Below are 20,838 nucleotides of genomic sequence, written 5' to 3'. Positions count from 1 at the left end.
TTTAACCGGAACGTTTTGACAACAGTTTTTGAATTTCCATTTCCATAAAACGATTGTTTTACGTTTCGGTTTTTTATAAAAATTAAAAAATATGTTAGTAGATACTTTAATACCCGCACCTTATTACCACGCTGTAGGCAAAGAGGCCGAAGTCTTTGAACATTCCTATAAAAACAAAATTCCTTTTTTACTGAAAGGTCCAACAGGAACTGGAAAGTCCCGTTTTGTTGAGTTTATGGCCCATCAATTGGATAAAAAACTCATTACCATCAGTTGTCACGAAGAAACTTCATCAACCGATTTAATTGGCCGATTTATCATCAAAGGAGCGGAAACGGTTTGGCTAGACGGGCCTTTGACGACTGCAGTAAAAGAAGGAGCAATTATCTACTTGGATGAGGTTGCCGAAGCTCGCCCCGATGTAATCGTAGCGATTCACTCCCTAACAGATCACCGTCGGGTGCTTTTTATAGACAAATTGGGTGAAACGATTAAAGCACACGACGATTTTATGCTGGTAGCTTCTTTTAATCCTGGTTATCAAAGGGGATTCAAAGAACTGAAACCTTCCACTCGTCAACGATTTATTGCGGTCTCATTTGATTATCCAGAACCGAAAATTGAAATTGAAATTTTGGTAAATGAAACCAATATTGACAGCGATACAGCTAAAAAACTGGTAGCTATTGGCAACAAGATTAGAAATTTAACCGAATTAGGATTGACCGAAACGGTTTCGACACGGCTTCTGGTTGATGCTGCAAAAATCATCCACAGCGGATTACCAAAAAGATTGGCCGTGCACGTTGCCGTCGTAGAACCATTGACAGATGATCTGCAGACATTGGAAGCATTGAAGGATTTGTGCAATTTGATGATATGATCTTGTACGAACAATTGGGCGTAGGGACAACTCGCGAGTTGTCCGTACATACCGAAAATAAAAATAATAAAAATGGGTTTCGAGATAGATGAATATTTAGTTGGGAAATTTTTCAAGCATTTAAAAAGCAGAAAAAGAATAAACCCTGAAGTGGAAGCCAGAACAGTTACGCTTGCTGGGATAAAATCCCGTTTGACCATTATGGCGCGTGCTTTGACAGGAAATCCAATCGAAATATTTCCTGCCGAAAGAGAAGGAGGATACAAAAACAATAATTTTTTTCTCCCAATCTCCTTTGCCGAATTCCCTACGCCGGAAGAGAATCTCACTTTTTATCATTTTAGAATTTTGTATCTAAGCGTACAACAGCGATTGAATTGCAATTGGACATCCGAGGAAACCGAACCAGAATTATTTCTTTCGCAGCAAAAAGCATTGGAAACCTCCGAAGAAATTCTTTTGGTTTTGTTCAAAGAATTTTCAATCGACAGACAGTTTTTGGCAAAAGCCAAAAATCACTTTATCCAAAAAGCAGATGCTAAAAACAAACCTGATTTTTCTTGGCTGTTTGGCAAATGGATGAAAAACGAAGTGAAAAACGAAAGTGAAAATGAACTCCAAAATTTTTCGGATAAGACTAAAAAGGCTAATGAAATCCAGCCTTTAACCACGCTGAAAGCACAAGCTGTTGAGGAAGTAATTACAGTCGAACTCGACAAGAAACAGCAGGAGGATTATGTGATGCTCCATAATTTTGAAAAAGTGGAAACTGCCGAGGAATTCAACGGAAACTGGCGTGATTTTGATGGTTCTGATGAATTAGAAGATCATCAGGATGCGCTGGAAGAACTGAATATGAAATACACCGTTCGCGTTGACGATACTTCACATTCCGTATATCAAGCGGATTTTATGGAAAATACCACGATTTCCGAAAGTGCTTCTGTCGATGACAAAGGTTTTCATCTCAGTTATGATGAATGGGATTTTAGCAAAAACAGTTATAAAGAAAATTTTTGCAAAGTATATCCAAAATTACAGCTAAAAACGGATTGCGATTATTATAAAAAAACATTAGTAAAGAATACCTCTACTTTAATGGGCTTGCGTAAAATGCTGACGAATGTCAATAACAAAATGCAACAGCAAAAAAGACAAACTCAAGGTGATGAATTTGATATTGATGCCATCACCGATTTGTATGTTGATGTGCATTCCCGAAGAACGGCTTCGGATAAAATTTATATTTCGAACCGAAAAAAGGAAAAGGATTTGTCGATTCTGATTCTGCTTGATATTAGCCTTTCAAGCGATGGGTATGCTGCCGGAAATAGAGTGATTGATGTAGAGAAAGAAGTTTCTATTTTGTTTGGGGAAATTTTAAATGAGTTCAATATCGATTTTTCGATTGACAGCTTTTATTCCAAAACAAGGAATTATTCGACTTATTTGACAATTAAGGATTTTGACGAAAGCTGGAATATCGCTAAACACAAAGTAGGAGCTGTAGAACCTAGCGGTTACACCCGAATTGGCGCAGCACTGCGGCATGCAGGAGTTCGTCTGGACAAACGCAGTACCAAAAACAAATGGGTCATCCTGATTTCTGACGGAAAACCCAATGATTACGATAAATATGAGGGAAAATATGGAGTTAATGATGTAAAACAAGCGCTTCGAGAACTCAATTCGAAAAATATTAATTCCTATGCATTAGCAATTGAAGCCGAAGCCAAATATTATCTGCCACAAATGTTCGGGCAAAATCACTATCAAATTTTAACGACTCCTGTTGAGTTGCTGCAATCACTAGTGAAATTATACGAAAAGATAAAACACCAAAAATAAGAATACAATAAACATTTTTTTATTGAACCATTAAGATATTAAGTCTCATTAAGGTAAAAGTTAGAATATAGATCAAAACTTAATTTTTCTTAATCTCATAATGGTTAAAAAAAAACTTTTAGAAAAAGGTAATGGTTCAAAATAAAATTTAATTAAAATGACAGAAACAGTTCATACCCCAGTATTGCCGGAAGGCCATCCAGTTTGGATTTACTTTCAGGAAAAAGAATTAATAGTATCTCTTTTGGAAGAGCTAAAAAGCGTTAACCCATTGATTGATTTACCAAAATATACCAACATATTCAATCAGTTGTTTACCATAGAAAAACGGTTTGCCCGCAAAGAAAATCAGCTTTTCCCTTTTTTGGAGAAAAAAGGCTGGGTTGGGCCATCGCAGGGAATGTGGTCGTTTCATGATAATTTGAGAGAACAGTTCCGCTTGATTCAGTACTATCTCAAAACAGATAATCTGGAAAGAGTAGGAAGCAACACTCCATTTTTGATGGATGGAATTTATAGGCTGATGGGAGTTGAAGAAAACGTTTTGTTTCCAAATGCATTGGACATTCTTAGTGAAACCGATTGGATTGAAATGCGCATGGGCGAAGAAGAAATTGGCTGGATGTTACCGCAAACGCCACCGTCTTTCCCCAAAGTGGAATATGTGCATCCAAGCGAAGATTTTACCATTAGGGAATTGCCTTTTTCATTAGAAAATACTTCCCATTATGATGAAGGATACATGACAGTGGAGCAGGTGAATCTGCTTTTTAGAACAATGCCTTTGGACTTGACTTATGTGGATGAAAATGACAGAGTGATTTTCTATAACAGGGGCGAAGAACGCGTGTTTCCTAGAAGCGCAGGAATCATTGGACGTGAAGTGAAATTTTGCCATCCTCCAAAAAGTGTGGGTACCGTCCTTAAAATTTTGGATGAATTTAGAAAAGGAACCCAGAACGAATCTTCTTTTTGGATTAACTACAAAGAACGCCTGATTTATATCCGCTATTTTGCAGTAAGAGATGCCAATAAAAACTATAAAGGCGTGATCGAAATGTCTCAAGATATCACTGACATCAAGAAAATTGAAGGCGAAAAAAGACTGCTGGATTGGGAGTAGAATGATTTCTGATTTTAGATTAACGATTTCTGATTTTAGATTTTGGAGCAGAAAGATTAGGCTTTTTATTAAGATCGTCCCGCTTTTCGTTACAATCTCTCTCGTTGAAAAAACGAGAGAGGATTTTCACTGCAATCGGAGCTAAAGGGAGAAACTTTACTTTTTTGCCATTATCCGAAAAAGAGAAACTATATAATCGACTCCGTTTTTCAACATCAAAAATCTTTCATCATTAGTCTATTGTTTTCCACCAAATCATAGATCATTAATCAAAAATCAAATGGATACACTAAAAATAAATTACAAAAACATCTATTATCCGCCGGGAGGAATCCTGATGTGGATTATAATCTTTCTCGAACTCATCACTTTTGGGATGGCATTGGTTGCATTTGTATATTATGGAATTGAAAACGCTACTGTTTTTCACCAATCGCGTATGCAGCTGAATACGGCTTTCGGAGCAACAAATACTGTTTTTTTATTGACAAGCGGTTTTTTTATGGCCAATGCAGTGCATCAGTTTAAGGAGAATGAAGTTCAGAAATCATCGGTATTTTTTAAGTTGGCTATGCTGGGCGGTTTTTTATTCTTGGCTCTTAAAAGCGTAGAATATTATCATAAAATTGAAAGCGGTATTTCATTGGACACCAATATGTTTTACACTTTTTATTGGCTGTTAACAGGATTCCATGTCATTCACGTTATTATGGGATTAGTTATTTTGGGCTGGACAAATTACGGTATGAAAAAGAAAGATTCAGATACCGCTATTGAAGACGTTGAAGCTTGTGCTGCTTTTTGGCACATGTGCGATTTAATTTGGCTGCTTTTGTTTCCTATACTTTATTTGTTTTTTTAACAATATATGTMTTTTAATAATGAAAAAATCACTAATTTTAATTTACGTATTGTTGTTAATCCTCACTTTAACAACATCTTGTATTGCTGGTTTTTCTGTATTTAGTAAAATTGGCGCTACACTGATAATGGCTTTGGCTGCTTTTAAATTTCTTTTGGTTGCTTTTCAATTTATGGAATTAAAAAAAGCTCATTCGTTCTGGAAAATCAGTTTAATAATAACTTTAGGATTGTTTGTGGTTTTGATTATTGGGATAAAATAAATCGTAAGATTCTAAGGATATTGCTGTATTGAGGTATATTTAACTTAGAAGCTCGAAAAAAATCTTAAATAAAAGTTAAAAACATGATATTTATCATTAATTTTTTAAATCTCATAATTTAATTTTACATCACGATAAAAAAAGACAAAACTATCCTTAATATAAAAACCACTTTTTAAAACGAAAGAATTATGAAACAATTATTCCATTTTAGCAAGCCTCATAAAATTATTGCTTTTGCATTATTTGCAGCGGTTAGTATTTTTTCTTGTGCCAAAAAAGAAGAAAACCATGATACCGATTATTATGAAAAAATTAAAGTAGAAGGGCAAAAAGAGGCTGAACTTACTGCTCCTCCAATGGTTCCAAAACCTGTTGGCGATAGACCAGCTATGCATTTGGTAGTCAATATGGAAATCAAAGAAGAAGAAGGAGAAATGGTTGATGGAACAAAATATATTTATTGGACTTTTGGCGGATCAGTTCCGGGAAGTTTCATCAGAACAAGAGTTGGTGACGAGGTGGAGTTTCACTTAAAAAATCATCCTGATAATAAATTGCCACACAATATCGATTTGCATGCCGTAACAGGCCAAGGAGGCGGAGCTGCTTCTTCAATCGTAGCACCTGGGCATGAAAAAGTATTTAATTTCAAAGTTTTAAATCCAGGACTATACGTCTATCATTGTGCTACTGCGCCTGTTGGAATGCACATTGCAAACGGAATGTATGGCTTAATCTTAGTAGAACCAGAAGGCGGTTTGCCACCGGTTGACAAAGAATTCTACGTGATGCAAGGTGATTTTTATACTAAAGGTAGTTATGGCGAGCAAGGAGTACAGCCTTTTGATATGAATAAAGCATTGAAAGAAGAACCTGATTATGTGGTTTTCAATGGTAAAGTGGGGAGTATTGCGGGTGATAATGCGCTTACCGCCAAAGTTGGAGAAACTGTTCGTATTTATATGGGAAATGGTGGTCCTAATTTAGTTTCTTCATTCCACGTTATTGGTGAAATATTCGACAAAGTTCATATTGAAGGAGGAGATGCAATCAATACTAATGTACAAACAACAATGATTCCGGCGGGAGGTTCTGCAATTGTAGAATTCAAGGTTGATGTGCCAGGAACATTTATTTTGGTCGATCACTCTATTTTTAGAGCATTTAATAAAGGAGCTTTAGGAATGTTGAAAGTAACGGGTGAAGAAAACAAAAAAATCTATTCAGGAACCACACAAGAAGGAATATATTTGCCAGAGGGCGGAAATATTCAAAATATGCCTGTAGGAGAAAAAGTGGCCAAATCTACTGTGCCCAAAACATTGCCTGAACAAATTAAATCTGGAAAAGCAATCTTTGGAACAACTTGTTTTGCGTGTCACCAATCCGAAGGACAAGGAGTGCCAAATGCGTTTCCTCCATTGGCAAAATCAGATTATTTGAATGCTGATCCAAAAAGAGCAATTCAGGCAGTAATCAGAGGATTGAGTGGTGAGATTATTGTAAACGGCAAAAAAATAAACAGTGTAATGCCAAGCCAGAATCTTTCGGATGATGAAATCGCCGATGTTCTAACTTATGTTTACAGCAGCTGGGGCAATAATAAAACTGTAGTAACGCCTGCAATGGTAAAAGCTCAAAGAAAATAGTAAATACAATTTTAAATTTTTATAAGTCATGAAAAAATACATTTTAGGAATAGCATTAATTGGATTAAGTCTGAAAGGTTTTAGTCAAGATGCAAACAAAGGGAAAGGGGTTTATACAAAAACTTGTATCGCCTGTCATCAAGCTACTGGAGCAGGAATTCCAGGTGCTTTTCCTCCATTGGCCAAATCAGATTATTTGAATGCCGATGTGAATCGTGCCATTAAACAAGTAATCAAAGGATCTAATGGCACAATCACCGTAAATGGAAAAAAATTCACCGGAGCTATGCCTCCTCAAGCTTTGAGTGACCAACAAATTGCCGATGTCCTTACGTATGTTTATGCCAATTGGGGGAATAGCAAAAAATCAGTGACAGTAGCAATGGTGAAAGCCCAAAGAAAATAATAAAAACTTAAGCAAAAAGAGTCCCAATGTTTCCACTAAAAAAAATAATAACCTCCTTTTTATTGTTGATATATGTTACTCTTTGCGCTCAAGAAGTTAAAATGGCACACATAGAAGGCGGGACTTTTGTCCCCCTTTATGGTGCTACTGCCAAAAAACCAGTCAAAATAGCTTCGTTTAATTTGGATGTCTATCCGGTTACTAATGCCCAATACCTGGCCTTTGTAAAAAAACATCAAGATTACAGCCGTTCCAAAATGAAAGGATTATTTGCTGATAAAAGTTATTTAAATCAATGGGAAAGTGATTTTAATTTCGGTAAAAATAATCTAAGTAACGCTCCAATAACCAATGTTTCTTGGTTTGCAGCCAAAAAATATTGTGAGTGCCAAGGAAAGCGTTTGCCAACAATGGATGAGTGGGAATATGTGGCTATGGCTGATGAAAAACGCTCTGATGCCCGTACCAAAGAAGAATTTAATAAATACATTTTATCGTGGTACGAGAAGCCCAAAACGTATTCGAATGCAGTTGGGCATACCTTCAAAAATTATTGGGGTGTTTATGATATGCATGGATTGGTTTGGGAATGGACTTCAGACTTCAACAGTATTTTTCTTTCGGGTGAATCCAGAAAAGATAAAGACACCGATAAGAATCTCTTTTGCGGAAGCGGATCAGTAAATGCTACCGATTTGATGAATTATGCCGCTTTTATGCGCTACGCTTTTAGAGGAAGCTTAAAAGCCAATTACACTACAAAAAATTTAGGTTTTCGATGTGCCAAAGATTAACGACAGCTTTCGTAACCAAATCAAAATAGAACAAAAATGAGTCTAAATTTATCCCAAAATCGTAAAGTAATTTTTAAAATAGGAAGGCATTTTTTACTTGTTTTGCCTATTTTTGCACTTTTTTTAGCTTTTCAAAGCTGTAATAAAAAAGAAAATGTTGCTAAAGAGAAACCTATTTCGGATTTGTCGATTTATAATTTGCCTTCCAAATGGACCAATCAAAATGGGCAGAATATTGAAATGAAAGACCTGAGAGGGAAAGTGTTAGTCATGGTTATGATCTATACTTCCTGTAAAGCAGCTTGTCCAAGATTAGTTGCTGATATGCGCAATATCGAATCCCGTCTGCCTGAAGATATTAAGGAAAATGTTAAATTGGTATTAGTAAGCATTGATCCGGAAGTGGATACTCCTAAACGCTTAAAAGAATTTGCTATAGCCAATAAAATGGATGGCGAGCAATGGGAATTCCTGAGATCCACCGAAGAAAATACCAGAGAGTTTGCAGCAGTATTGGCTGTAAATTACAAGAAAATAGCCCCTTTAGATTTTTCTCATTCCAATATTATAAGCGTTTTTAATGCTGAGGGTGAATTAGCTTATCAGCAAGAAGGATTAGGAGTGAATTCCGATGCAACTATTAAAAAAATTACCGAAGAAGCGGTTAAACTAAACTAAATTAAATTTCGTCACAATGAAGTTATTAAAAACAATGGTACTGGCTGTTGTATTATTTGCCAGTAAGAATACTTTTGCCCAAGAGTTTGATGCCAATCTGCAGATTAAACCCCGTTACGAGTTCAGAAACGGTTATAAAGCGCCAATTCCTTATGGAGAAACGCCTGCTCAGTTTATATCTTCAAGAACGCGCTTGAATTTAAATTTTAAGCAAGACAAATTTGTTACCAAATTTACAATGCAAAATGTTCGTGTCTGGGGAGATGTTGCATCAAATACAAAATCAGATGTGAATGGTATTCAGATATTCGAAGCTTGGGCGCAATATAATTTCAATGACAAGTGGAGTACCCGCATTGGGCGTCAGGTTATTTCTTATGATAATCAGCGAATTCTAGGGGAAGCCGATTGGGCACAGCAGGCGCAAAGCCATGATGCTGCATCAGTTACTTATAAAAATAAAAAGAATCAATTAGATCTGGCTGTTGCCTATAATGCCAATAGCGAAACGGATATTGCGGTGCCATATACAGTTGCTAATTATAAAGCCATGCAGTATGCCTGGTATCACACTGAGCTGGGTAAAATTGGCATGAGTTTACTGTTTTTAAACACGGGTTACGAAAATAAACTGACCCCGCTAATCCCAACACCAACGCCTGAATTGAAAGTAGATTATATGCAAACTTTTGGAACGTATATGAACACCAAAGGAAAGTCTTGGGACGGGAATTTATGGTTTTATGGACAAACCGGAAAAAGCAATACTTATACCGTGAGTGCTTTTGATGTTGCCTTAAATTTTAACTATTTAGTAACTGAAAAATTTAAAGCTGGCTTCGGATATGAATTTCTGTCAGGGAAAAGTCAAGGAAATACCAGTACTGATATAAAATCGTTCAATCCTATTTTTGGAACCAATCATGGATTTAATGGATATATGGATTATTTTTACGTAGGAAATCATAAAAATTCGGTAGGATTGCAGGATGTATTTTTGAAATTTGGATACAATGTCAACAAATGGCAGTTTGCTTTAATGCCACATGTTTTTAATACTGCTAACACTGTTTTGGCAGCCAATGGAACTGAAATGGACGGCTATCTTGGAACTGAAATCGATTTTACGGCTGGTTATTCCGTTCATAAATTCATAAACATTACTGGAGGGTATTCCCAAATGTTTGCAACTGATACCATGCAAAGATTGAAAGGCGGCGACGTTGATCATACGAATAATTGGGCTTGGATGTCAATAAATGTAAATCCTCAGATTTTTTCGTATAAAAAATAATTGTTAATTCTTGAGAAAACAAAAAGGAGCTTCGAATTGAAGCTCCTTTTTTTATTGATTTTAATGCGTTTTACAGTTCAGTAATCCATTCAGGATCTTCTTTGTTAAGTTGTTCTTCAGAAATATCATTTTCAAATAGTATATCTTCTTCAGTTTCTTTAGCCATTTCCAATTCATTTTCATTTAAATGCTTAATTTCATTTGGGTTTAATGGTTGAAGCAAATTCATAATTTGCTTTAGCAAATCAACATCATCGACAGATTTTATCATGTCAATTGTTTTCTGTTTTAATTCTAAAGTATTCATAACGTGTAGTTTTGAATAGTAAAGTTACGAAAAACGAATAGTGATTGTTTGGTTTAATTTGATGTTTTTTAATAAAAAAAGGAGCTTCAAACGAAACTCCTTTTGTAAATACTATTCAAATGAAATGTAATTTCCTTCTTTGAGATTTAGTCGGTATTTAACTTTAAATTCTTTTCTTTTTGTAGAAGCACTTGCTTTTACAATTCTTCTCGGACTTGGAAAACAAACTAAAGTATTTAAGTCGTCAATAGTTGAAAAATCAATTAGTTTAGAATAATATTTAAAAGTGTTCTCTAATTGAGTATACGCATCTTTTCTATGGTTGGCAAAATTTCCTTCTGCCACTTTTATTTCTGTAAAATAGATACTTTGATTGTTGCAAATAACATAATCACATTGTCCGCCTTTTACGGTTTTCATTACACAATCATCATTTTGTACAAAGTAAAATTCAGTATTAGTTTTGTTTTCAATATGTAAATGATATTTGTCTTTATCAGAGACAAATACGGCTGTGTCATTTTCAAAAACAAAAGTATGCTTGTCTGAAATAGTAGTTAGACAATCAACTTCAATTTGAGGAAAAGCTTCTCGAAGTTGATTTATCATAAATCCAACAATTTATCAAATTCATCTGAAAAAGAATCTGAAACAATATCAATCATATTCTCGTTGATTTGCCCCAGTTTATCATTCATTATTTTTTTTGCTTTGCCATTTTTTAACTCATAGGCAATGAAGTTTTTTGGATCAAGCCAAGATTCTTTTTTGATAATTTTATTAACCTCACTTGGTTTTGTTTTTCCTTTATCAAAAGCCAAAAGCAAATTATTAATCGATGCTAAAACAAAAGGACTGTGAGTAGTAAGAATCAAATTTTTTCTATCAAACAAACAGTTTTTGACTAAATATTTGATTAATTCATGCTGTGCTTTTGGATATAAATTTAGTTCTGGTTCTTCTACTACAAAATTGAAATTATATTCGTCTTTTAAAATTTTAGAATATTCAACTAAAAGTAATATAGGGACAATGGTTTGTAAACCAGAAGCAGATTCTAAAAGATCAATTTTTTCATTCTTGTTGTGGTAGATATATGATGATTTACCTTCTCTTTTATATTTTATTTTATTGTCAATTATGTTTAAAGGTATTTCTTTTACAATTTGTATAGCTTTTTCATAATCTTGACCAGTATTTAATAAGTGTTTCGGAATTCGGATGTTATTATTTATTAATCCAATTGTGTTTTCAACAATTAAGTGAATGAAATTTCTTTCAGCAGGAATATATAAAGAGTCAAAAGTATATATTTCTGGTAAAGTTTTGATTATACTCTCATAAAATGAAATATAATTTTCAGCTTTTTTTTCAAGATTAATTAATTGAAAAACTTCATCAATGTTTATTGAGTTTTTTTGCTGTTTTTTTGAAACTAGATAATTAAGTAAATCTATTGTCTTGTTTTCATCTAAATTAAAAAGTCTAATAAACTTCTTTATATTTTCGGCTTTTCTTAAGATAGTAAATTCAATGTCAAGATTTATAAAATCTTTCAGTATTGATATGCATTGATTGTCGGTTAATTTTTTTTTAGCAATATTGAACCAGTTAACACTTCCAAATTTGTTTGATTCTTTATTTTCGTATAAGAAGCTGTTTACAGAGACATTTTTGTTTTGATAGTTATCATAACTTATGAATGTGTCATCTTTGAGATAATTAAAAATATTATATTTTTTCAACTCATCTTCAAAGGTAATTTTTTCTTCTCTTCTAAAATTTTCATCTTCAAAAATCGAAAGAAGTTTAGCTAAAGTACTTTTTCCTGAAGCCTGAGCCCCAATAAAAGTAACCATTTCTCTAACTTCGATATCAATATCTTTTAGAGGACCGAAATTTTTAACAATAAGTTTTGCTCTTTCCATTTTTCAAAATTAAGGAAATAATTTATAATACAAAAGGAACCCAATTGAGTTCCTTTTGTAAAGCTGTATTTAATTTATAAAAGTTTTACTCCTTCAATCGACAAGCCTTCACATCGCCATCAACAACCACCTCAGTCATTCCAAGAGCCGAAAGATTCTTCATCGCTTTGTCCCATTTTTTACCGCTCAATTCCGATTTGATTTTTAGTGAACCAAATTCCAAAACATTGGCATTAGCCTGCAGAATAGAAACAATTAGTTTTTCATCTTCTTCCAATTGAACCTGTTTTTTCTCTGGTCTCATTTGAGGGAAAAACAACACTTCCTGAATAGACGCATTATTAGTCAGGAACATCATCAAACGATCCATTCCAATTCCTAAACCAGAGGTTGGCGGCATGCCGTATTCCAATGCTCTCAAGAAATCTTCGTCGATTGTTCCATTCGCTTCATCATCACCTTTTTCGGCCAAACGCATTTGATCTTCAAAACGGGCTCTTTGGTCAATTGGGTCATTCAATTCCGAGTACGCATTTGCAACTTCTTTACCGCAAACCATCAACTCAAAACGTTCCGTCAAATCTGGATTATCACGGTGTTCTTTACAAAGCGGTGACATTTCTTTTGGATAATCTGTAATGAATGTTGGCTGAATATAATTTCCTTCGCATTTCGCTCCAAAAATCTCATCGATCAATTTTCCTTTACCCATTGTGTTGTCCACGTCAATTCCCATGCCTCTCGCAGCTTCAAAAAGCTCTGCTTCCGATTTGCCAGAAATATCAAAACCAGTAAAATGTTTGATGGAATCTGTCATCGTAACTCGGGCGTAAGGCGCTTTGAAGTTGATTTTATGTTCACCAAAAGTAGCTTCACTAGTTCCATTCACGCCAACAGCACAATGCTCTAGCAAACGCTCAGTAAACTCCATCATCCAGTTGTAGTCTTTGTAGGCTACATATATTTCCATCGCGGTAAATTCTGGGTTGTGCGTTCTGTCCATTCCTTCGTTACGAAAGTTTTTAGAAAACTCATACACACCGTCAAAACCACCAACAATCAATCTTTTTAAATACAATTCATTCGCAATACGCATGTACAACGGAATATCAAGCGAGTTGTGGTGCGTGATAAAAGGTCTCGCCGCCGCACCGCCAGGAATCGATTGTAAAACCGGAGTTTCTACTTCAAGGTATCCCGCTTCGTTAAAGAAACCACGCATTGCATTAAACAATTTGGTACGCTTGATAAACGTCTCTTTTACATTTTGATTGACCGTCAAATCCACATAACGCATTCTGTAACGCAATTCAGCATCATTAAAAGCATCATGAACTTTTCCGTCTTCATCTACTTTTGGCAATGGCAACGGACGTAACGTTTTACTCAAAAAAGTAAAACCGCTTACACGAATACATTTCGCTCCAACTTGTGTCGTAAACAATTCACCTTCAATGCCAATAAAATCGCCCAAATCGGTCAATTTTTTGAATACTTGGTTGTATAAAGTTTTATCATCGCCTTCACACAAAACATCGCGGTTCACGTACAATTGAATACGCCCTTCGCTATCCTGCAACTCGGCAAAACAAGCTTTTCCTTGATCTCTAACGCTCATCAAACGACCGGCAACAATCACCTTTTTGCCCTCTTCAAAAGACTCCTTTATTTGCTTCGAAGTATGATTTACAGGAAAAAGATTGGCAGGATAAGGATTGATTCCTAAATTACGTAAAGATTGAAGTTTTTCTCTTCGGATGATTTCTTGTTCTGATAAGGCCATTATGTACTGTTTTTTAAGTGTGCAAAGATAACAAAAGAATACAGAATTCAGAATTCAGATTTTAGATTTTTTGGGAGCAGAAATATTTGTTATTTCATCAAGTATTCTCCCGCTATACGTTGCAATCTTTTTTGTTTTTAAAGAAAAACAAAAAGGATTTTCACTTCTATCGGGGCTAGGCCACAAGTTTAGTTTTTCATAAGATCTTAGCCAAAGCTGCATTCTGAAATAAAAACAATATAAAAATCCATACAAAATAATGTAACTTCGTTTTAGAAACACTTAGCAACTCAAAATGATAAAAATGAAAAGATATTTCTTCCTGCTCCTCATTCTATTAAACATAAGCTGTCAAGTGGTCGAAACTATTCATTTTAATGCTGATGGAAGCGGAATTATTGAAGTCACGAATGTAAGAGATGAGCACAGCTATATGCAGATTGCGAAGGAAAACTATTCGAAAGAAGATATCTACAAAGACACAACTTACGTTTTTGGAGATTATATCAAGAAGTATCACGAAACGTTTTCCAGAACACCTGTAGCCGACCAAAAAGTATTTTTGAGGTATTCTACGGTGAAAGTTCATAAAAAAGCCAGTTCTTACGATAAGGAATTTCGAACCACCTATACTCAGAATTTTCAGAATGCATCTGATATTGTTGATCTTTCTAAAACCAATCATTACTTAGACGATATAAAAAATAATTATGCCTTAAGTGCCGAAGAGCATTATTACAAAGTATGCTATGATTACACGGGCGATCGTTTCAACAGAATCGTAACGATTATTGATACATTGGAACAAAAAAAGGAATTTGATAAAATAGAAGAATTAAAAGCGAAATATAAAGGCTACAAACTGGTTCAGAATTTTGTTTTAAATTATCATTTTCCTCGAAAGATTCAGTCTGTTTCAAATCTGCTTGCGAAAATAAGTGATGATCATAAATCTTTATCACTGCAATTTCTTTTATCCGATTGTTTGCAAAACCCGGTAAGTACCAATCTAGAAGTGGTTTTAGACCCCGAAACAGTTGATTAAATGCGCATATCCTAACAGGTTTCCAAAACCTTTTAGGATGCAATAAACATTCGTACATTTGCAAAAAAATAAATCTTAGAATCTTAGTCTCTAAGTGTCTTAGCATCTCAGAAAAAAATGAACAAAACCATCCAACTTCAAGATTTAGGAAATAAAGATTACAAAGAAACTTGGGAATATCAGGAAGAACTGTTCAAGGGAATTGTCGATTTGAAGATCCAAAACAGGAGGGAAGAAACCACTATTGCAACACCCAATTACTTTTTGTTCGTAGAACATCCTCACGTGTATACTTTAGGCAAAAGTGGCGATCTGGAAAATTTATTATTATCCGAAAAACAACTCGAAGCCAAAGGTGCTGCTTTCTATAAAATCAACCGTGGTGGTGATATTACGTATCATGGACCTGGTCAGATTGTCGGTTATCCTATTCTGGATTTGGAGAATTTCTTTTCGGATATTCATAAATATTTGCGTTTTTTGGAAGAAGCCATTATTCTTACTTTACAAGAATATGGAATAGAATGTGGCCGAAGCGACGGTGAAACTGGAGTTTGGTTAGGGGTAGGAACACCATTTGCTCGAAAAATTTGCGCGATGGGTGTTCGTGCTTCGCGTTGGGTAACAATGCACGGTTTTGCCTTAAACGTCAATGCCGATTTGGGTTATTTTGATAACATTATTCCTTGTGGAATTCGTGGTAAAGCAGTTACTTCACTTCATGTAGAACTCGGTGTCGAAAAAGTGGATGAAGCAGAAGTGAAAGCAAAAATTTTAAAATATTTCTCTGAATTATTTGAGGCAAAATTTGCTATTGTTTAAAATTAGCCACAGATGAAACGGATTTGACAGATTGACACGGATTAACTTTGTATGTTTTAATGTTAAATCTGCAATCAAAAATCGTTAATCAAAAATCTAATTTCAATTGCTCTGGCAATAACTTAAAACTCATTCGGTGGTATTTTGTGGTGCCGTATTTTCGGATAGCTTCACGATGTTCTTTGGTTGGATAGCCTTTGTTTTTTTTCCAATTGTACATGGGGAATTCTTCATGAATTTTGTCCATGTATTCATCACGATAGGTTTTTGCCAAAACGGAAGCAGCTGCAATGCTTAAATATTTTGAATCTCCTTTTATGATACTTTGATTTGGGATTGATTTTAATAATTCAATCTCGGCTTTAGAAAATTGCTTTCCGAAAGTGTTTTTCAAACCTAATTTAGCATTTAATGCTCTGTTTCCGTCTACAATAATAAATTCGGGAGTTTGGCTTAATTTAAGGATGCATTCCTGCATTCCTTTCATCGAAGCATTTAGGATATTTATTTCGTCAATTTCATTGGGATGTAAATGAGTTACAGCAAAGGAAATGGCTTGTGCTTCAATAATAGGTTTTAGTTTTTCTCTAATTTTTTCGGATAGTTGTTTGCTGTCGTTTAGGATTGTGTTTTTAAAATCTATTGGCAAAATTACAGCGGCCGCTGTTACTGGTCCAGCCAGACAGCCTCGGCCAGCTTCATCAGTGCCGGTTTCGAGCAGATAAGTGGAGAAATTATTTTGAAGCATAACGAATTTTTCGAGTAGCAAATATTGTGATTTTTTTTGATTTTTTTGTGCTTCAAAAGTTTTTCTAAAAGATTAATGATGTGGTTGTACTGTTTTTGCTGCTGCGAATGCGAGAAGGATTACTTCACTATATATTTATTTTAATAGGAGTTCAGTGAACTTCGTTTGAAGCAAGCTGCCGAAGTAGCGCGTATAGCCTGACAGCAGACCGGTAAAAGGGTGTATAACCGCAAAGTGAAGTCGCCCTTTTATCGGGATGGTGGCTCGCCCAAATTATTTGGAAATGAAGAGTTCGGGTTTGTGAAAAAAATATGTGTTAAGGTTTACTTTATAAATTGGAGTGTTTTTTTATTTATACGTTTTTATCCTTTACCTTTGCTCGATATATCTGTAAAATAATTGCCTAATTATAACCGTTTCAAATGAGGATTTTCTTTTCTTTAATTTTTTTAGTTTTTCCAGTTCTCTTGTTTTCGCAGAAAAATAAACAGGTTAATAGTGCTAAAGAAATCGATTATAATAGTAAATATAATTCTTCGGATTCTATAAAGAAGAAAAAAGCGCCAGTGGCAACTTATGATATGTACCAGTTTATTTCGTTGGATCGAGATACTACTTATATCGATACTACTCAGTCAATCAGAAAATCGTATAGCCATAATTATTTGAGAAAAGATAATTTTGGACTTTTGGAATTTCCTAATATTGGTCAGACATACAACACTTTGCAGTATGGGATGAATGGTTTTTCGCCTTATCCGGAATTTGGTTTTACGGCAAGGCAATTTAATTATTTAAAAGCTAATGATATCAAATATGCCAATGTTGCAACTCCAGTAACTGAACTGTATTTTAAATCAACCATTCAAAGAGGGCAATCGGCTGATTCTTATTTTTCACTAAATGTTTCGCCAAGGCTTAATTTTTCGATTGCTTATAAAGGATTGAGGTCGGAGGGGAGGTATATCAATCAAGAGACTAAATCGGGAAATTTTAGATTTACAACAAGTTATAATTCCAAGGATGGACGGTTTATTGCTAATTTACATTATACTTCTCAGAAGCTTCAGAATGAAGAAAACGGAGGGATTAGCAATGTAAGCGATTTTACTAGTGGCGATCCTACGTTTGATAACAGGCAGCGATTAGGAGTTTATTTGGAAGATGCAAATTCGGTATTAAAAGGAGGGCGTTTTTTCTTTGATCAGGCTTTTAGAATTAATCGCAAAAAAGGAGATAATAATTTGTATTTTACCAATCAGTTTAATTACGAAGAAATATATTATGGATATAAGCAGCAAACTATTGCGTCAAATGTTGGCGGTGTTTTGGTAGACCGTTTTGGTGAATCATTTGTAACCAGTGGTATTGATGATATTACAAACTACAATAAAATGTATAATAAGATTGGAGCTGTGTATGAAAATATGACTTTGGGCTCTTTTACTTTTTTTGTTGATGATTTGCATACCAATTATTTCTACAATAATATTTTGTATTTGGATGGGGGAAACACCGTTGGTAATTTGTTAAGCCAAAAGATCAACACTTTTGGAGGGCAATATAACTACCGTAAGGATAAATGGAATGGTAAGTTTTTATATTCAAAATCAATAACAGATCAAAACTTATATAATTTAGACGCATCGGCAGTTTATGACTGGAATGATGAAAATCAATTGTCTTTCCGTTATCAAAGCATGAATAAGCTTCCAAATAATAATTATAATTTATTTCAAAGCAGTTATAAAAAATACAACTGGTCGAATGATTTTGTCAATGAAAAGATAAATTCTCTTAGTGTGAATGCTGATACAAAATGGGTTTCATTGTCAATGCAGTTGAATGCCATTAATGATCATTTATATTTTGCCGATATTACTTCGGCTTCCGAGCGAAAAGACAGTATGCAGATAGTTGCTCCAAAACAATATGGCAAAGCAATTAATTATGCTTCGCTAAAGGTTTCCAGAGAATTTACATTTGGTAAATGGGCTTTGGATAATACGCTGTTATTCCAAAAAGTGGATCAGCCAGATGCTGTTTTGAATGTTCCTGAATTTGTAACTAGAAACACGCTGTATTATACTAATTATTTATTTGATAAGAAGCTGTTTTTTCAAACAGGTGTTGAGCTAAATTATTTTACCAGTTATTACACTAATAATTATAACCCTGTAATTGGAGAGTTTTTTGTTCAAGACAGAGTTAAAATTGGTAATGCTCCTCTTCTTGATTATTTTGTGAATGTCAAAATTCAGCGTACCAGACTTTATCTGAAAGCGGAACATTTTAACTCTTTGTTTTCGAAAAATAATTATTTTTCGGATGCCAATAATCCATATCGTGATTTCTTAATCCGTTTTGGATTAGTTTGGAACTTCTTTAATTAATTTTTGGAACTTAGTTGTTCAAATTTTTAAATCTGAAATTCAAAAAAAGTAAGTAATTTTGTTTATCTATAAACTATACAGAAAAAGTATAGTTTGTGATTTAACTCTAAAAAAAGACGAAATGGAATACTCAGAAAATATATTAGGAACTATAGGAAATACGCCATTAGTCAAACTCAATAAAATTGTTGCAGGAATAGATGCTTTAGTTTTGGCTAAAGTTGAGACATTCAATCCAGGGAATTCGGTAAAAGACCGTATGGCTGTAAAAATGATTGAAGATGCTGAGGCTGATGGCCGTTTACAACATGGTGGAACCATAATTGAAGGAACCTCTGGAAACACTGGAATGGGATTGGCACTGGTAGCAATCATCAAAGGATATAAGCTAATTTGTGTGATTTCTGATAAGCAGTCCAAAGAAAAAATGGATATTCTTCGTGCTGTAGGTGCCAAAGTGGTGGTTTGTCCAACCGATGTTGAGCCAAATGATCCGCGTTCCTATTATTCGGTTTCCAAAAGATTGGCCGAAGAAACGCCTAATTCTTGGTATGCAAATCAATATGATAATCTATCCAATACAGTGGCGCATTATGAACAAACTGGTCCTGAAATTTGGAAACAAACTGAAGGAAAGATTACTCATTTTGTGGTTGGAGTAGGTACCGGCGGAACGATTTCGGGTGTTGGTAAATTCCTGAAAGAGAAAAACCCAAATATCAAAATTTGGGGAATTGATACGTATGGTTCAGTGTTCAAGAAATACCACGAGACCGGGATTTTTGACGAAAATGAAATTTATTCCTATATCACCGAAGGTATAGGTGAAGATATTTTGCCGAAAAATGTTGACTTTTCTGTAATTGACGGATTCACGAAAGTAACAGATAAAGATGCTGCAGTTTATACCCGAAAAATAGCTCTTGAAGAGGGGATATTTGTGGGGAATTCTGCTGGTGCAGCTGTAAAAGGGCTATTGCAGCTCAAAGAATATTTCAAGCCTGAAGATGTGGTCGTGGTATTGTTTCATGATTCAGGTAGCCGTTATGTGGGCAAAATGTTTAACGACGACTGGATGAGGGAAAGAGGTTTTCTAGACGAAGATGTTACTACAGCCGAAGATGTAATCAAAGATCATATCGACAAGCAATTGATTGTGGTTCGTACCGAAGAATTGGTTTCTCACGCGATTGATCGTATGCGTAAGTATAATATTTCGCAAATTCCTGTGGTTGATATTAATGGAATTGTTGGTTCTGTTGATGAAACTGATTTGTTTAGAAGTTATGTTGCTGATAAAAATGTAGCAGATAAACCTATTAAAGAAGTAATGGGGAATCCTTTTCCTATTGTGCAGCTTGGCACTTCAATTGAAGATGTATCCAAATTATTCACCAAAGAAAATGATGCAGTTTTGGTAGAACTTAAAAACAGCAATTATCAAATCATCACGAAGTATGATATTATTAGGTCGATGAAGTAAGTTTACATACGAATTGTTTTTATTTTAATCCTGCAAGTTTAAAAAACTTGCAGGATTTTGTTTTTAATGTGATGCAGAGTTTTTTTGATATAAATAAAACAGTCCGMAAAGAGTACTATGTATATTTTTTTTGCCACGGATTACACTGATTCTCACAGATTTCATTACACTTTTGAAAAAATCTGTCTAAATCTTTTTAATCTGTGGCTAATTCTATCTGTTTGGTATTAGTTACGAATAGTCATGTAAATAAAATAAAGTTATCTAATATAAAATTTATATCATTGATATAAATTTTATATTTGTGCTACAACTACGTTTTCAATGAAAATCATTCCTGAAATACTTTTAGACGATTACAAGAAAAATTTTCCACAAGGTTTGGAAGATAGATTTAATGCATTGCATGATGCGGAATTATCTAATGACTCGTTTAGTTTTTATACCTCGGTTGCTTCGGTTTTTTCAAGTAAAATAGAGGGAGAAGAAATAGAATTGGATTCTTACGTAAAACATAAAAGATAGAT

At 34.5% G+C, this 20,838-nt stretch carries 19 protein-coding genes and 1 pseudogene; 15 read left to right on the top strand and 5 right to left on the bottom strand.

Translation table 11 applies throughout. The features are described from left to right. The first annotated feature begins 91 nt into the window (after window positions 1-91). The 10 genes and pseudogenes from AC1DVP_RS19085 to AC1DVP_RS19040 all read left to right on the top strand — a co-directional run bounded on the left by AC1DVP_RS19085 (window position 92) and on the right by AC1DVP_RS19040 (window position 9,802). Window positions 92-883 (top strand): AAA family ATPase, encoded by a 792-nt coding sequence (locus tag AC1DVP_RS19085; protein WP_477185067.1) that lies wholly within the window; start codon window positions 92-94, stop codon window positions 881-883. A 72-nt stretch (window positions 884-955) separates the two neighbouring features. After that, complete coding sequence (locus AC1DVP_RS19080; RefSeq protein ID WP_477185066.1) at window positions 956-2,731, top strand: nitric oxide reductase activation protein NorD; 1,776 nt, start codon at window positions 956-958, stop codon at window positions 2,729-2,731. 157 nt (window positions 2,732-2,888) lie between these two features. Then, window positions 2,889-3,854 (top strand): DUF438 domain-containing protein, encoded by a 966-nt coding sequence (locus AC1DVP_RS19075; RefSeq protein ID WP_477185065.1) that lies wholly within the window; start codon window positions 2,889-2,891, stop codon window positions 3,852-3,854. Window positions 3,855-4,134: 280 nt separating this feature from the next. Further along, on the top strand, window positions 4,135-4,716 hold the full coding sequence (locus tag AC1DVP_RS19070; protein ID WP_477185064.1) for a cytochrome c oxidase subunit 3: 582 nt from the start codon (window positions 4,135-4,137) through the stop codon (window positions 4,714-4,716). A 19-nt stretch (window positions 4,717-4,735) separates the two neighbouring features. Continuing rightward, the gene (locus AC1DVP_RS19065; RefSeq protein WP_477185063.1) at window positions 4,736-4,978 is read left to right on the top strand and encodes a cytochrome C oxidase subunit IV family protein; all 243 of its coding nucleotides are present in this window, start codon (window positions 4,736-4,738) and stop codon (window positions 4,976-4,978) included. Window positions 4,979-5,169: 191 nt separating this feature from the next. Then, window positions 5,170-6,630, top strand: a complete 1,461-nt coding sequence (gene nirK / locus AC1DVP_RS19060) for a copper-containing nitrite reductase (RefSeq protein WP_477185062.1) — start codon at window positions 5,170-5,172, stop codon at window positions 6,628-6,630. Window positions 6,631-6,703: 73 nt separating this feature from the next. Continuing rightward, a pseudogene (locus AC1DVP_RS19055) lies at window positions 6,704-7,036 on the top strand (c-type cytochrome); the annotation flags it as partial. 26 nt (window positions 7,037-7,062) lie between these two features. After that, a complete protein-coding gene (locus AC1DVP_RS19050; RefSeq protein ID WP_477185061.1) occupies window positions 7,063-7,830 on the top strand; it encodes a formylglycine-generating enzyme family protein in 768 nt (255 codons plus the stop codon). A 36-nt stretch (window positions 7,831-7,866) separates the two neighbouring features. Then, window positions 7,867-8,508, top strand: a complete 642-nt coding sequence (locus AC1DVP_RS19045; protein ID WP_477185060.1) for an SCO family protein — start codon at window positions 7,867-7,869, stop codon at window positions 8,506-8,508. A gap of 16 nt (window positions 8,509-8,524) precedes the next feature. Beyond that, a complete protein-coding gene (locus AC1DVP_RS19040; RefSeq protein ID WP_477185059.1) occupies window positions 8,525-9,802 on the top strand; it encodes an alginate export family protein in 1,278 nt (425 codons plus the stop codon). Between the two features lie 70 nt (window positions 9,803-9,872). Here AC1DVP_RS19040 and AC1DVP_RS19035 read toward each other — a convergent pair whose 3' ends face one another. The 4 genes from AC1DVP_RS19035 to lysS form a co-directional block, all read right to left on the bottom strand. Beyond that, complete coding sequence (locus tag AC1DVP_RS19035; protein ID WP_477185058.1) at window positions 9,873-10,109, bottom strand: hypothetical protein; 237 nt, start codon at window positions 10,107-10,109, stop codon at window positions 9,873-9,875. Between the two features lie 111 nt (window positions 10,110-10,220). Further along, window positions 10,221-10,718: a hypothetical protein gene (locus tag AC1DVP_RS19030; protein ID WP_477185057.1), complete on the bottom strand. Its 498-nt coding sequence runs from the start codon at window positions 10,716-10,718 to the stop codon at window positions 10,221-10,223. After that, window positions 10,715-12,037, bottom strand: a complete 1,323-nt coding sequence (locus AC1DVP_RS19025; protein ID WP_477185056.1) for an AAA family ATPase — start codon at window positions 12,035-12,037, stop codon at window positions 10,715-10,717. Before AC1DVP_RS19025 ends, AC1DVP_RS19030 begins: the two co-directional genes overlap by 4 nt. An 85-nt stretch (window positions 12,038-12,122) precedes the next feature. After that, window positions 12,123-13,820 (bottom strand): lysine--tRNA ligase, encoded by a 1,698-nt coding sequence (gene lysS, locus AC1DVP_RS19020; protein ID WP_477185055.1) that lies wholly within the window; start codon window positions 13,818-13,820, stop codon window positions 12,123-12,125. A gap of 304 nt (window positions 13,821-14,124) precedes the next feature. Between lysS and AC1DVP_RS19015 the strand changes: the two genes are divergently transcribed. Continuing rightward, window positions 14,125-14,865, top strand: a complete 741-nt coding sequence (locus AC1DVP_RS19015) for a hypothetical protein (protein ID WP_477185054.1) — start codon at window positions 14,125-14,127, stop codon at window positions 14,863-14,865. A 117-nt stretch (window positions 14,866-14,982) separates the two neighbouring features. Further along, window positions 14,983-15,687, top strand: a complete 705-nt coding sequence (gene lipB / locus AC1DVP_RS19010; protein ID WP_477185053.1) for a lipoyl(octanoyl) transferase LipB — start codon at window positions 14,983-14,985, stop codon at window positions 15,685-15,687. A gap of 88 nt (window positions 15,688-15,775) precedes the next feature. On the opposite strand, the gene AC1DVP_RS19005 is transcribed toward lipB, so the two are convergent. Beyond that, window positions 15,776-16,435 (bottom strand): ribonuclease HII, encoded by a 660-nt coding sequence (locus tag AC1DVP_RS19005; RefSeq protein ID WP_477185052.1) that lies wholly within the window; start codon window positions 16,433-16,435, stop codon window positions 15,776-15,778. A gap of 422 nt (window positions 16,436-16,857) precedes the next feature. On the opposite strand from AC1DVP_RS19005, the gene AC1DVP_RS19000 reads away from it, so the two are divergent. The 3 genes from AC1DVP_RS19000 (at window position 16,858) to AC1DVP_RS18990 (ending at window position 20,836) form a co-directional block, all read left to right on the top strand. Next, a complete protein-coding gene (locus AC1DVP_RS19000; RefSeq protein ID WP_477185051.1) occupies window positions 16,858-18,828 on the top strand; it encodes a putative porin in 1,971 nt (656 codons plus the stop codon). A gap of 121 nt (window positions 18,829-18,949) precedes the next feature. Continuing rightward, entirely contained in the window at window positions 18,950-20,311 is a 1,362-nt protein-coding gene (locus AC1DVP_RS18995) for a pyridoxal-phosphate dependent enzyme (RefSeq protein WP_477185050.1), read from the top strand. A gap of 324 nt (window positions 20,312-20,635) precedes the next feature. Then, entirely contained in the window at window positions 20,636-20,836 is a 201-nt protein-coding gene (locus AC1DVP_RS18990; RefSeq protein WP_477185049.1) for a hypothetical protein, read from the top strand. The last annotated feature ends 2 nt before the right edge of the window (window positions 20,837-20,838 follow it).

The organism is Flavobacterium sp. P3_A6 (assembly GCF_056403035.1).
Note: the sequence above shows the minus strand (reverse complement) of the source record. Positions and strands in the feature narration are given on the sequence as shown.